At 58.9% G+C, this 13905-nt stretch carries 11 protein-coding genes; 4 read left to right on the top strand and 7 right to left on the bottom strand.

Going from position 1 to position 13905, the window contains the following annotated elements:
• Positions 1-35 precede the first annotated feature (35 nt).
• The 5 genes from ACQZ63_RS07095 to ACQZ63_RS07075 all read right to left on the bottom strand — a co-directional run bounded on the left by ACQZ63_RS07095 (position 36) and on the right by ACQZ63_RS07075 (position 4747).
• Positions 36-743: a FadR/GntR family transcriptional regulator gene (locus tag ACQZ63_RS07095; RefSeq protein ID WP_003511522.1), complete on the bottom strand. Its 708-nt coding sequence runs from the start codon at positions 741-743 to the stop codon at positions 36-38.
• A gap of 4 nt (positions 744-747) precedes the next feature.
• Positions 748-1788, bottom strand: coding sequence for a four-carbon acid sugar kinase family protein (locus ACQZ63_RS07090; RefSeq protein WP_113555448.1), 1041 nt, complete (start codon positions 1786-1788; stop codon positions 748-750).
• A gap of 160 nt (positions 1789-1948) precedes the next feature.
• On the bottom strand, positions 1949-2998 hold the full coding sequence (locus tag ACQZ63_RS07085) for a polysaccharide deacetylase family protein (RefSeq protein WP_111801863.1): 1050 nt from the start codon (positions 2996-2998) through the stop codon (positions 1949-1951).
• Between the two features lie 6 nt (positions 2999-3004).
• Positions 3005-4192 (bottom strand): ATP-grasp domain-containing protein, encoded by a 1188-nt coding sequence (locus tag ACQZ63_RS07080; RefSeq protein WP_111801864.1) that lies wholly within the window; start codon positions 4190-4192, stop codon positions 3005-3007.
• A gap of 165 nt (positions 4193-4357) precedes the next feature.
• The gene (locus ACQZ63_RS07075) at positions 4358-4747 is read right to left on the bottom strand and encodes an acyl-CoA thioesterase (protein ID WP_003511527.1); all 390 of its coding nucleotides are present in this window, start codon (positions 4745-4747) and stop codon (positions 4358-4360) included.
• Between the two features lie 172 nt (positions 4748-4919).
• On the opposite strand from ACQZ63_RS07075, the gene ACQZ63_RS07070 reads away from it, so the two are divergent.
• Positions 4920-5114: a hypothetical protein gene (locus ACQZ63_RS07070; RefSeq protein ID WP_013761913.1), complete on the top strand. Its 195-nt coding sequence runs from the start codon at positions 4920-4922 to the stop codon at positions 5112-5114.
• 38 nt (positions 5115-5152) lie between these two features.
• On the opposite strand, the gene ACQZ63_RS07065 is transcribed toward ACQZ63_RS07070, so the two are convergent.
• Together ACQZ63_RS07065 and ACQZ63_RS07060 are read right to left on the bottom strand one after the other, a co-directional pair.
• The gene (locus ACQZ63_RS07065; RefSeq protein WP_025595330.1) at positions 5153-6961 is read right to left on the bottom strand and encodes an ABC transporter ATP-binding protein/permease; all 1809 of its coding nucleotides are present in this window, start codon (positions 6959-6961) and stop codon (positions 5153-5155) included.
• Positions 6946-7182, bottom strand: coding sequence for a hypothetical protein (locus ACQZ63_RS07060; protein WP_003511532.1), 237 nt, complete (start codon positions 7180-7182; stop codon positions 6946-6948). The genes ACQZ63_RS07065 and ACQZ63_RS07060 overlap by 16 nt, the downstream gene beginning before the upstream one ends.
• Before the next feature lie 71 nt (positions 7183-7253).
• Between ACQZ63_RS07060 and ACQZ63_RS07055 the strand changes: the two genes are divergently transcribed.
• Genes ACQZ63_RS07055 through ACQZ63_RS07045 form a run of 3 tightly spaced genes read left to right on the top strand, consistent with a single transcriptional unit; the run spans position 7254 to position 13873 of the window.
• Complete coding sequence (locus ACQZ63_RS07055) at positions 7254-10583, top strand: transglutaminase family protein (RefSeq protein WP_113555449.1); 3330 nt, start codon at positions 7254-7256, stop codon at positions 10581-10583.
• Position 10584: 1 nt separating this feature from the next.
• Complete coding sequence (locus ACQZ63_RS07050) at positions 10585-12990, top strand: circularly permuted type 2 ATP-grasp protein (RefSeq protein ID WP_003511535.1); 2406 nt, start codon at positions 10585-10587, stop codon at positions 12988-12990.
• A gap of 4 nt (positions 12991-12994) precedes the next feature.
• On the top strand, positions 12995-13873 hold the full coding sequence (locus ACQZ63_RS07045; RefSeq protein WP_003511536.1) for a transglutaminase family protein: 879 nt from the start codon (positions 12995-12997) through the stop codon (positions 13871-13873).
• Positions 13874-13905: the final 32 nt, after the last annotated feature.

The following is a 13905-nucleotide window of genomic DNA, read 5'->3' as shown; positions in this document are numbered from 1 at the left end:
GCGCTATCGCGCGCACCGGCTCGCCGTCACTTCCCTCAATCCGTATGCGAAGACTCGAAGAGGCGGTCACGTGATCCCGTCAGATGGTCGTGCATCAGCCGCCGCGCGGCCTCGGCATCTCCTTCGGCAATCGCCACCGCAATCGCCTCGTGCTCGGCAAACACGCGGGTAAGGCCGGATGCCTCACGCTTCACCGACATGCCGTGAAACTTCATTCCCACCGCAATGTGGTCCTTGAGAGCCTCCATCGCAGTCGAGAAATAGCTATTCCGTGCCGCCCGCGCGATGGCAAGGTGGAACTGATAATCGGCATCCTCACGGTGGGACTGGCGATTGGTTGCGTCCCGCATCAGCTCGAGCGCCTTTTTGATTGCGACGAGCCTCTCGCCATCATGCCGCAGGGCCGCCGCCGCCGCCGCTGCCGGCTCCAGAGTCAGCCTGAATTCATAACAGTTCAGCAGGTCAGCGACATTTTCGAGCTGGCCAAAGCCCAGCGGCTCGCGCAGGCCGAATGCCCGCACATAGCTGCCGGAACCCCTTCGCGAATAGATGAACCCCTGTTCGCGCAGCCGCCGAAGCGCCTCGCGGACCACCGGTCGCGACACTTCGAATTCCATGGCGAGTTCATGTTCGGTCGGAAGCCGTTCATCCGGCTTGTAGGCGCCGGATTTGATCGCCCGGTGCATTCTCTCGAAAATAATGTCCGGAAGTGCCTTGCGCGCCGTTTCTTTCATCAGCCCCATCTGGTCAGCTTTCTCCAGCGTCATTTTCGCCAAGCATCATTTTCGCAATCCGTTTCAACGTGTCAGCTTGCCCAAAACCACCTGACTTCGCAATGATACATTGGTCGCCGGACCAGCCGACACCAAGACCGGGCAGGCACTCGCCGGCAAGGCGCAGACGCGATACCCCCATGGCAAGCAGCACCGCTTCGGCCGTGGCGCCGCCGGACAAAAGCAACGTGTCGGTCCCGGTGGTGAAAAGCGGCACGACGCCATACGCCAGCTGGTCTGAAACCTCGAGCGGGGAAAGATCTTCCGCCCCTTGCGTCGCGTAAACGAGCGTCAGGCTGGAACGAGCATGCGCGTGAAAGGGCACGACGCCATTGGGTGCATCGGTGACCGATACCAACCCCGTTCCTTTAAGGATTTCAATTTGTTCAACGGTGATCGGGTCGCGCGAACCTATGACGAAAAGGCCCTTACCCGCGGGAATAGATGCCGCTTCGGGCACTGCCTGCGCTGTCATCATTTCGGCCAGCGCCTCGGCCAGCCCTCGCGCGCCCACCAGAAGATCAACCCCGTTTGCGCGCCCGGCAAGCAAAGCCTCCCTGATGTCCGCATGCGATAGGGTGTCTGGTATTGCGCAGCGGCTGGCGTGACCCCCCAGTCTTTCATGAACCGAAATCGTGCCGTCAACGCCAAAGCCGGACACGGAACCGTCTACGACGATGCGTCCAAAATCCGGAATGGCTGGCGCTACAAGCGCATGCCGATAGGAAACAGCATCCATTTCCGCGGCGATATGTCCTTTCAGGCGGGAATCGATCTTCTTGAACAGAACTGTATCATCCGGAACCAGTGCCATCAGTTCCTGCGTGCGGCGGCGGGCTTCATCCGCCTTGCCATCCCGACAACCCAGATTGACGCTGAGGACGGCCGGCGCATCGGCCACCGCTGCACGGACGCCCTCAAGACCGATCGCAACTTCAGTCGAAAGCCCACGCCCGGCGAAGGGGGCGGCCGCATCAAGCGCACCGGTCAGGTCATCGGAAAAAATCAACAGCACGGGCGAAACCTTAAGAAAAGTTGTAATGTTTTCCTTCGATAAATTTATTTATAATCAATAGATAAATGGATGTGAATAACAAAAACAACACGACAGCTCGATTAGCCGCACCGACACACGTCGTCGTCATCGGCGAAAGATGGCAGGGAGAGATTGATCCCTAGACGAACCGGAAAGGCAGGCCTGAGATGAGCGCTTTGACAAAGCGCTTTTTCTGAAAGCGGCCGTTCAGCGAAACGCGCGGCAACAGCATCGGCTTTTCAAGGCTATGGGCCCCAAGAACACCGGCCTGCGTGGTAACAGCTACGGGAAATCCCGCATCAAACACCGCTTTCGCCTCGCGTTCTCCCACGGCCTTCATCCAGCCATAGGGATAGGAAAAGGACCTCGGCCGACGGCCGACATAGGTCTCCACCCGTCTTGTCGATTCCTCGATTTCGTAGGCCAGGCGCGCCGCATCGATCTTGCGCATGTTCACATGCATCATGGTATGCGCGCCGAGATGGACCAGGGGATCGCTCGACAGCGCCTTGAGTTCGGCCGCATCCATGACGAGTTTTTCCACGATCGCGATCGGATCGATACCATGTTGCCCCGCGACACGGTCGATCCTCTCCACCGCCTCGTCCTCCGCGAACATCTGGACTAAGTTTTCCAGACGCGCAAAGGCTTCCGCTTTTTGTGGAAGGCTGCCGGATTTAATCTCCTCCGGCCCTGTCCCGAAATCGAATTCAAAGGACGTGGCTTTCTGCGTCAGCGCGGCAGTAGTTTCCCACCACACGCTACGCGTCCGCTCCACAAAACCCGGCGTGATGAAAATCGTATAGGGAACAGCATATTTTCGGAAAATCGGTGCAGCATATTCGGCATTGTTGCGATAGCCATCATCAAGCGTGAAAGCACAGAACGACCGTTTCTCGGAATTATCGGCGAGCAGGCCCGGCAGATCGTGTAGATGAACGGGAACGAGACCACATTCGAGCGCCGCCTCTATCGCCTCTTCCAGAAATTGTGGCGTGATCGACAAGTGTGCATTCGGCGCAAAAGCTGACGCTTCCTCGTCCGGACGAACATGGTGGAGAGTGAAGATCACGCCACGCCCGGCAAGAGCCGGAAAAGCCGCACGAACCGCCGGCAGGGAAGCTATCTCCAGCCCCGCCCTTATGACCCCATATTTCAGAGAGCGTTTTACCGACCGCAAAAACACCATTGCCGATTACCGCAACTTCAAACCGGGCAGAACCCGTTTTTTGATGACTCTCCAGACCGTGAGGGGCAGGTCGATAAGGCCCGGCAAAGGATCGTTCGCCGCAAAAGCCGCCCAGCTGCGGATTGTGCGCAGAGAGGCGACATAGTCCCCAATTCCCGCCTGTCCCCGTCGATTCAACGTCAATGCGGCAATGGCATCACGGACAAGATAGGACCATGACACACCTTGCCGCGCCTCGAGCATCTGGCCGCGCGGCACGTCGTTGGCAACCTGCCACAGCAGCGCGCCGAGATCGATGCCGGCCGCTGAACACAGGCCAAACCACGACCATGGGCGCGGATTAACGTCGAGAAGTTTCAGCGATCCATCCCTGCCATCCCGCTTAAACTCCACCTCGACCAACCCGCTGTGACCAGCCGATTTCAATATTTTCCTTGCCGCATCGATCGCTTGAGGGTTGTCGACAACCTCGACACAGGTGCTGGTGTAACCAAAATCGACGGGATACTGACGCAGTCGTCGGGCGGTGAATTCTGCAACAGGCTCGCCATTGCGCCAGAGCGCCGCATAGGAAAACTGGCTTTCTCCCCCGCCGGGAATGAGCTCCTGCACGACGACATTGCCCGCGCCGATCTCGCCGCTCGCAGCGGCAAAAGCGGCTTTCAGCGCCTGCCTGTCATCGGCGCGGATAACCTTCGCCCGGGAAATCGCGGTATCGCCCCCGCCCATATTCGGCTTCAGGATAACGGGAAACGTCACGTCCAGCGCATCGGCGTCATCGGACGAGGCCATGGCATAGGTCCGGGGGAAGCTGACACCGAGTTCCGCCGCGCGTTTGTAGAGCAGCGGTTTCTCGCACAACCATTGAAGGGAGGACCAATCAGGCAGGACGATTTTGTAAAGGGCGGAAAGCTCGTCGCGATGTTGTGAAACGAGCTGAACCTCGCCATCCCCTGATGGCACCAGAAGACAACCTTTCAGATGATGCTTCTCTGCCATATCGCGTAAAAACGCCATCGCCCCTGCATCATGAGGACCGGACCAGCGGATCGTGTTCGTCACGAAACGCGACCAGCCCGGCAGCGGTGAATCATGGGTGATATAGTGCACAGGCACATCAAGGGTGCCAAGGCTGCGGGCAAGGGCAAGCGTGCCGTGAGCGCCACCAACAATAACAACACCTGGAATGGTCACAGCCTGATCCCCGCCCTATTCCACACCTTGATCGCAAAAATTGATAAATAAATTGGATATTTCTAAAGTATTGCGCGTTCGGAGATCGAATTGGCGGAGCCGAAGAGCCTCATGCTCTTTCGGCTGCCTGCGAACGGTCGGAAGTTTGCTTCGAAGGCAAGCGCCTTACGCCTCTTTGCGCACAGGGCGCGGCTCGCCTTTGTCATCCACCGCTACCATGATGAAGACGGCCTCCGTAACCTTTTCCCGGGAATCCTGATAGTGCCTGCGGGTCCAGGCCTCGATCTTGAGCGTGACGGAGGTGCGCCCAACCTTTTCGATCCTGGTATAGACACACAATGTATCGCCGATCTTGACCGGTTTCTTGAAGACGATTTCATGAACCGCCACTGTGACGGTACGCCCGCCTGCCACATCATTGGCGCGGACGAAGGCGGCAAGGTCCATCTGCGACATCACCCAACCGCCGAAAATGTCGCCGGCCGGATTGGCGTCAGCCGGCATGGCAAGCGTTCTGAGCGTGAGTTCCATATCGGCGGGCGGTTGCTGTTCCATATCAAATTCCTTTCAAGAACCTCCCGCCGCCGGATTTAAACAACCGCGCCCCCTCAGCCAATAGCCGATTTTTCGCGGCAGCCCTTCCAAAACAGCAAGGAATCACGAAGCCATCGTAAGCTTCGGTTAACCATGATGCGGCACGATTCCAAAAAACCGCGAGGGCGTGCGAATGGCCTATGACTGGAGTGGAAACAATAAGATACAGCAGCGCTACGACCGTATCATTCTCGCGGTTGCCAGCGTCATTGCCATCAGCCTGGCGACCGGCACCTTTGTTCTGCGCTCGCAGATGGAGCCGGACGGCACCATAAGCCTTGCCAAACAGCAACGGCTGGACCTCGAAAAATGGCATTTGCGGCTTTGATCCGCACGATAGTGTCAACAGCAGCATAACCCGGCGGCTTATTTTGGAGCGATATCCGGCTTTACGGTATTTTCCTTCATGGGGGCATGGTCCAGATGGGCCAAAGCCGGGGTAAGAACCGACAGAAATGTCTCTGATCTGCCGATATAGATAATCGCTACGCCGTCGATCCCATTCAAAACCTCCGCCAGCGTATCCTGTGTCTGTTTTTCCAGCCCTTCCAGCAAATCGTCGATGACGATGAATTTCGGCTTCAACAACAGGGCATTGGCGATCCTGATGCTGGCCTGTTCATCCGAATCCAGCTTCTTGTCCCAGCGAATGTGTTCATCAAGCCGGGGCGCCATTTCACCGAGACCGCACGCGGTCAGCGCCGCGACATAGTCTGCCTCCGCAAACCGCTGGGGCGCGCGCGGATAGGCCAGAATTTCGCGCAGCGTACCTGTTGGCAAATAGCCGTGCTGGGCAATGAAAAGCGTGTCGGACTGTTCGGGCATTTCTATCCTGCCCTGCCCCCATGGCCACAGGCCGGCCATGGCGGCAAACAGCAGCCGCCGGTTCACGCCCTGTTCGCCATTGATCATCAGACGATCACCCCGCCCGATTTCAACCTCGGCCTCACGCAGCCGGAAACCACGCTCCAGATCCTGCCCGCCCGCATCACGACAGATAGTCACCGACCGAAGGCGGATTTTTTCGTTGTCGGCACTCCGTTGAAGATCGATTGCGAGGCCGTGCTGTTCAACGCTATCCATCTGGATCAGAGCGTTGCGAAACACCGAAACACGCTGCAACGTCGCCTTCCAGCTGGCAATCGGCCCGAAATTGTCGATATACCAGCGAAGTGCGGTATTGACCTGGTTGAAGGCGCCGACGGCCATCATCAGCCCGCCGAAGGTGAGGTTGCCGGAAAAATAGACCGGCGCTGCAATAAGAATGGGCGCCACAACCGCCAACCAGCCGTAGCCCGACGACACCCAGGTCAGATGCGTCATTGCTAAAGCGAGCCCGCGGATTACGCCGAGCACGGCATCGATATCGACGCCGATCCGCCGCCGCTCGTTTTTTTCACCACGCGCAAGCGCAATCGCCGCCAGATTTTCGCTGGCCCGCATCAGGGAAAAGCGTAGTTCGGCCTCTTTTGAATAACGTTCAGCATTCAGGCCGACCAGACGATAGCCGACAAGGTTGCTGAGCAGGGACGCCGAGCCCGCATAAAGGATCGCCGCCCAGACCATGTATCCGGGAATCGCGACCGGATCGCCGTTGATCGTGATGGAAAAGCCTGCCGACAATGTCCACAGAACGCCGATGAAGCTGATGAGCAGGATCGTCGCATTCACAAGGCCGATGGAAAGCGCCGTGCTGCTTTCCGCAAGGTTGCGGACATCGTCGTGCAAACGCTGGTCCGGATTGATCGCAATCGTGCCGAAACCGGCAAGGCGGGCGGCGCGCCCCGGTTTCAGCCACTGGTCCACCATATCCTTGGCAAGACCCTCGCGCATGTTCAGCGCCGTCATCTGGTTAAGCCAGGTCTGAATGACATTGAGAAGCAACAACAGCCCGGCAATGATCGCGAAGACTTCGAGCTGGTGGAGGAAGGCGTCAAGATCGCGCCGCTCCAGCGCATTGTAAAACGGCGCGTTCCACTCATTGAGCCTGATCTGCCCGTAAGCGGTGAGCAATATCACCGTGAGCAGGGCAATCGACAGCAATATCAGCCGGTTGCGAACCGGCGACGTCCAGAAGGCATTGCCCATCATGCGCAGTTGCGAACGAAAATCGAGATCGAAGCCCGAAAGGTTCGCCGCACTCTTGCGCTGATCGTCGGTCACCGTTGTTGCCATTCATTCCATTCCGAAACGTCAGTCGGCAAGGAAAGCGGTTTGCGATCCTGCACCTTGCGATGCCCAGCAATAACACGCCGTTCGACCTTGTCCACAACCGCGGAGAAATCCCCAGGGAGACAATTAAAAAGCCGCGGCAATTCTTCGCGCCGGCAAACATCGGCGCCTCGGCCAACAATGCGGTTGCCTCCGGAAATGATCCTTGCTTTCTTTTCCTGCATTGCACAAAATCCAAATAATTTCAGAGGGGCGGACAAACCGCATAAACCGGAAAACCGGGCAAGGCAGATTAATGGCGATCAAAGCGAGCATCTATCATCTGACGCATTATAAATACGACAATCCGGTTCGCCTTGGACCGCAAATCATAAGATTGAAGCCCGCCTCGCACTCCAGAACCCATGTTATCAGCCATTCTCTCAAGGTTTCGCCGTCAAATCATTTCGTGAACCTTCAACAGGACCCATACGGCAATTATCTCGCCCGTTTCGTTTTTCCCGAGCCGGCGACGGAATTCAAGATCGAGGTCGATCTTGTCGCCGATATGACGGTTTACAATCCGTTCGATTTCTTCGTTGAGGAAGAGGCGACCAAGTGGCCGTTCGATTATCCGCAGGAGCTGCGGGAAGATCTGTCCATATACATGAAACCGGAACCGACCGGCCCCCTGCTTTCCGCCTTCATGGCCACCGTGGACCACACACCCGGGCAGCCGACGGTGGATATGGTCGTTGGCCTCAATGCCCGTCTGCAGCAGGAAATCGGTTACGTCATCCGCATGGAACCGGGTGTTCAGACGCCGGAAGAAACGCTGGCTTCCGGCAAGGGTTCATGCCGCGACACCAGCTGGCTGTTCGTTCAGATCTTGAGACATCTCGGCCTTGCCGCACGTTTCGTGTCGGGATACCTCATCCAGCTGACACCGGATCTCAAGGCATTGGATGGCCCGTCAGGGACAGAGGTCGATTTCACCGATCTGCATGCCTGGGCCGAGGTCTATATGCCGGGCGCCGGCTGGGTCGGTCTCGACCCCACTTCGGGGCTTTTGACCGGCGAGAGCCATATTCCGCTGGCGGCAACGCCGCATTTCCGCAATGCCGCGCCGATTTCCGGCGGTTATTTCGGCGAGGCCAATACGGAATTCGCTTTCGACATGCAGGTTCGGCGCGTTGCCGAGACCCCGCGCATCACCAAACCCTTCTCCGATGAGAGCTGGGAGAGCCTCAATGCACTCGGCGAAAAGGTCGATCAGGTTCTGAACGCCCATGACGTCAGGCTGACCATGGGCGGCGAGCCGACCTTCGTTTCCATCGACGATTTCGAATCCGAGGAATGGAACACCGGCGCGGTTGGACCGACGAAACGCGAAAAAGCGGACGTGTTGATCCGCCGCCTGCGCGAACGTTTCGCGCCCGGCGGCTTCCTGCATTACGGGCAGGGAAAATGGTATCCGGGCGAAAGCCTGCCGCGCTGGACATTTTCGCTCTACTGGCGAAAGGACGGTCTGCCGATCTGGCAGAACCCTGCGCTGATTGCCGAAGAAGGCGCAAATACCGGTGTTGCGGCCGACGACGCGCAAAAGCTACTGAGCGGTATCGCCACTCATCTCGGTGTGGAGCCGGATCTGGTGCTTCCGGCCTATGAGGATCCGGCCGAATGGATCATCAAGGAAGGTAGTCTTCCCGAAAATGTCGATCCGTCCAACTCGAAACTGAAAGACCCGGAAGAACGCAATCGCCTTGCCCGCGTGTTCGAACGCGGGCTGACGACACCGACGGGTTATATTCTTCCGGTGCAGGCGTGGAACGCCAAGCCCACCACAGACAAACGCTGGGTCAGCGAGAAATGGAAAACACGGCGCGGCAAGATTTTTCTCGTTCCAGGCGATAGCCCGGTAGGTTACCGCCTGCCCCTTGGTACCCTGCCCCATGTGCCGCCGTCCGCCTATCCATATATCCATGAAGCTGACCCTTCGATCCCGCGAGCGCCGCTTCCCGAGAAATTCCAGCCCTCCGGACGCACCATGCCGGAAGCGTCTTTCCACGCGGATGAGGCATCCGGCCAGGAACGCATCGAGCAGACGCTTGGTGAAATCGGCGGCGCGGTGCGCACAGCCATGTCGGTGGAACCGCGCGATGGACGGCTCTGCGTCTTCATGCCGCCTGTCGAACGCATCGAGGATTATCTGGAACTGGTCGCAGCGGCAGAAGCGGCAGCGGCCGAGCTCGGGCTGCCCGTCCATATCGAAGGTTATGCTCCACCGCATGACGAGCGTATCAATGTCATCCGTGTCGCACCCGATCCCGGCGTCATCGAGGTCAACATCCACCCGGCCGCAAGCTGGAAGGATTGTGTCGACATCACCACGGCGGTCTATGAAGAGGCGCGACAGACGCGTCTGGGCGCTGACAAATTCATGATCGATGGTCGTCACACCGGCACCGGTGGTGGCAACCATGTGGTCGTGGGCGGGGCCAACCCGAATGACAGCCCTTTCCTGCGCCGTCCCGACCTTCTGAAAAGCCTTGTCTTGCACTGGCAGCGGCACCCGTCGCTTTCCTACCTGTTCTCCGGCCTGTTCATCGGACCGACGAGTCAGGCGCCCCGCATCGACGAAGCCCGCCACGACAGTCTTTACGAACTGGAGATCGCGTTGGCGCAGGTGCCTGCCCCTGGCCAGGGTGCGCCGCCGCTGCCATGGCTGGTCGACCGCCTGTTCCGCAACCTCCTGACGGATGTGACGGGCAACACCCACCGCGCCGAAATCTGCATTGACAAGCTGTTTTCTCCGGATGGGCCGACCGGCCGCCTTGGTCTTGTGGAGTTCCGCGGCTTCGAAATGCCGCCGAATGCCCGCATGTCGCTCGCCCAGCAATTGCTGGTGCGCGCCCTCATCGCCCGTTTCTGGAAAAACCCCGCCGCCGGCAAATTCGTGCGCTGGGGCACGGCACTTGCAGACCGATTCATGCTGCCGCACTACATCTGGGCGGACTTTATCGACGTGCTCGGAGACCTGAGGGAAAATGGCTTCGACCTGAAGCCGGAATGGTTCACAGCCCAGCAGGAGTTCCGTTTCCCCTTCTTCGGTGAGGTGGAATACGAAGGCGCGAAGCTGGAATTGCGCCAGGCTCTGGAGCCCTGGCATGTTATGGGCGAACAGGGTGCCATCGGGGGAACCGTGCGTTTTGTCGACAGCTCCGTCGAGCGTATGCAGGTCCGCCTCGAAACCTCCAACCCTGCGCGCTATACCGTGGCGTGCAACGGTCGCGCCGTTCCGCTAACTCCGACGGAAAACCGAAGCGTTGCGGTGGCCGGTGTTCGTTTCAAGGCGTGGCAGCCCTCTTCCGGCCTGCATCCCGTTCTGCCGGTCAATTCGCCCTTGACCTTTGACATTTATGATACATGGTCGGGACGATCGATCGGCGGATGCATCTACCATGTTGCTCATCCGGGTGGTCGCAATTACGAGACCTTTCCCGTCAACGGCAACGAGGCCGAGGCACGCCGCCTTGCCCGTTTCGAACCATGGGGACATACGGCCGGGCAATATCCGTTGATGGCGGAAACCGTGTCGCCAGAATTTCCGCTGACGCTCGATCTGCGCCGGCCATACGGAGTGTAAATTGTCCAAAGCCCCGGCCACGGAACGCAAGACGGAAACGAGCGCGCAATCGCGCGGGCTTGACTACTCCACCTTGCCCGGCGTGGCCGATGAGATGCTCGATACCAACGGCAAGGTCAGACCGGTCTGGAAAACCCTGCTCGGTGCCCTGTCGCGCATGTCGGAACGCGAACTGCATGAGCGCTTTGCCCGCACCGACCGCTATCTGCGCGATGCGGGCGTGTTTTACCGCGATTACAGCAAGGGCAGCAGCGAAAGAAACTGGCCGATCTCCCATATTCCGGTGCTGATCGACGACAAGGAATGGACGGTTCTTTCCGAAGGGCTTAAACAGCGCGCCAATCTTCTGGAAGCCATGGTCGCCGATTTTTACGGCGAAAACCGGCTGGTGAAGGAAGGTTACGTACCGCCGGCACTGATCGCCTCCAATCCGGAATATCTGCGGCCGATGGTCGGCGTAAAACCAGCAAGCGGCCATTATCTGCATTTCTGCTCGTTCGAGATTGGACGCGGACCTGATGGCAACTGGTGGGTACTGGCCGACAGGACACAGGCGCCCTCCGGCGCAGGGTTTGCGCTGGAAAACCGGGTGGCGACCACACGCGCGCTTTCCGACATCTATGCCGAAACCCATGTTCACCGTCTCGCTTCATTCTTCGGCGCTTTCCGCGACACCTTGCAGTCGCACAGAAAACATCCGGATGACCGCATCGCCGTGCTGACGCCCGGCCCCGCAAACGAGACCTATTTCGAACACGCCTATATCGCCCGCTATCTCGGCTTCATGCTGCTAGAGGGTGAGGATCTGACCGTTGTCAACGGCCGCGTGATGGTAAGAACCGTGGCCGGACTGAAACCGATCGGCGTGCTTTGGCGGCGCCTTGATGCCTCCTATTCCGATCCGCTGGAACTGAACCAGCAATCCCACATCGGCACGCCCGGCATGGTGCAGGCGCTGCGCAATGAAGCACTGACAATCGTCAACGCGCTCGGCACCGGCATTCTCGAAACACGGGCCCTGCTGTCCTTCATGCCGCGCGTCTGTCGCCACCTGCTTGGCGAAGACCTGAAACTGCCGTCCATCGCGACCTGGTGGTGCGGACAGGAATCCGAGCGCCGCCACGTTGCCGGCAATATCGAAGGCATGGTCATCGGCCCGGCCTATTCCCGGCTGCCCTTCTTCGAAGACAACGGTCAGTCCGTGCTCGGCTCGTCCTTACGTGAAACGGCGAAGGAATCGATCAGCGACTGGCTCGCTTCCGATGGCCACAGGCTTGTCGGCCAAGAGGTGGTGACGCTTTCCACCACGCCGGCCTATATCGACAACAAGCTCGTGCCGCGCCCGATGAGCCTTCGCGTTTTTGCCGCCCGCACCCAGGATGGATGGCAGATCATGCCGGGCGGCTTTGCGCGGATCGGCAGCAGCAACGATGTATCGGCCATCGCCATGCAATCAGGCGGCAGTGCTGCGGATGTCTGGATCGTCAGCGACAAGCCGGTGGAACGCACCACGCTTTTACCGGCGGAAGAAAGCTTCACCCGAAATATGCCGGGCAGCCTGCCAAGCCGTGCGGCGGACAATCTCTTCTGGCTCGGCCGCTATATCGAACGTTCGGAAGGCGCATTGCGCATCTTGCGCGCCTGGCACGGACGTTATGCCGAATCCGCCGACCCACGTCAGCCCTTGCTTGCGCATGTCACGCGTTATCTCGAAGCGCTGGATGTGGAAATGAACGATGCCGTGCCGGAAAGCCTGCTGAACAACATCAACAGCGCGCTCTATTCCGCCAGCAACATCCGAGACCGTTTTTCGCCGGACGGATGGCTTGCGCTGAATGACCTTGCCAAGACTGCCCGTCGGTTCCACGCAAAGGTTTCGCCGGGCGACGACGCGACCCATGCCATGACGATCCTCCTTCGCAAGCTTGCAGGCTTCGCCGGTCTCGTGCACGAAAACATGTATCGTTTCACCGGCTGGCGTTTCCTGTCGATCGGCCGCTATCTCGAGCGTGGCCTGCATATGACAAGGCTTCTCGGCCACATGACCGGACCAGATGCGCCAGATGGATCCTATGACATGCTGCTCGAAATCGGTGATAGCGTCATGACCCATCGCCGCCGCTACAATGTCAGCACGGCGGGTCTGACCGTCACCGATCTTCTGGCGCTCGATCCGCTCAACCCACGGTCCATCCTGTTTCAGCTGAACGAGATTCGTACCGAGGTGGAGCAGCTGCCGAACGCATTTACGAACGGCCAGATGTCGCCCTTTTACCGCGAGGCGATGCGGCTGCATTCCGGCCTTGCCGTCATGACGCCGGAAAACATGAACGGCGCGATCTACCGACAGCTCGAAACGGACATGGAACATCTCTCCGATGTTCTGGCCCAGACATATCTCGGATAACCCGATGCTTTATGACCTTTCCCTGCATATGGGTTACACCTACGACACGCCGGCCCATGGCGCGCGTCACATCATCCGCGTGCTACCCCTTTCGATCCCGGGCCGTCAGCGCTTCATCGCCGGCACCATCGATGTTTCGCCGGTGCCGGAAGAACGGGCGGTCTTTGAAGATTTCTTTCATCAATCGGCCACCTCAGTGCATCTGCGCGCACCGCACGAAAAGCTGGATATCCGCATGCAGGCGCGTGTGATGGTGGAGGCACCTGCGCTGACGGCAGATTTTTCACCCGAGCTTTCACGCCTGCCGCAAGACCTTGCCGACGTCTGGTCGGTTGACTTCCAGTCACCGCATCACTTCATCGGCGCCAGCCCGCGGCTAGGGACGGATACGGCGATATCGGCCTATGCGCGGGAATTGCTGAAGCCCGGAATGACCATTCGCGAAATCGCACTCTCGATGTGCAAACGCATACACAAGGACTTCACCTATGACGGTGAGGCGACGACTGTCGATACGACACCGTCGGAAGCCTTCAAGCTGAAACGCGGCGTATGCCAGGACTTTTCGCATATCATGATCATGGCGCTGCGCAGCCTCGGCATTCCCGCCGGTTACGTCAGCGGCTTCCTGCGCACCATCCCCCCGCCGGGCAAGGAACGTCTGGAAGGTGCCGATGCGATGCATGCCTGGGTTCGCGTATGGTGCGGTGAGGCCGCCGGTTATCTGGAGCTCGACCCCACAAACGATATCGTTGCCGGCAGCGACCATATCGTCGTTGGCTATGGTCGGGACTATTCCGATGTCGCGCCGGTGATCGGCGTATTGAAGAGCTACGGCAACCAGCAGATCAAACAGGCCGTCGACGTCATTCCCGTCCAGTAATGATACATTACGTGTTATTATGAGCATACTCG

The organism is Agrobacterium sp. CG160-95 (genome assembly GCF_053521725.1).
Note: the sequence above shows the minus strand (reverse complement) of the source record. Positions and strands in the feature narration are given on the sequence as shown.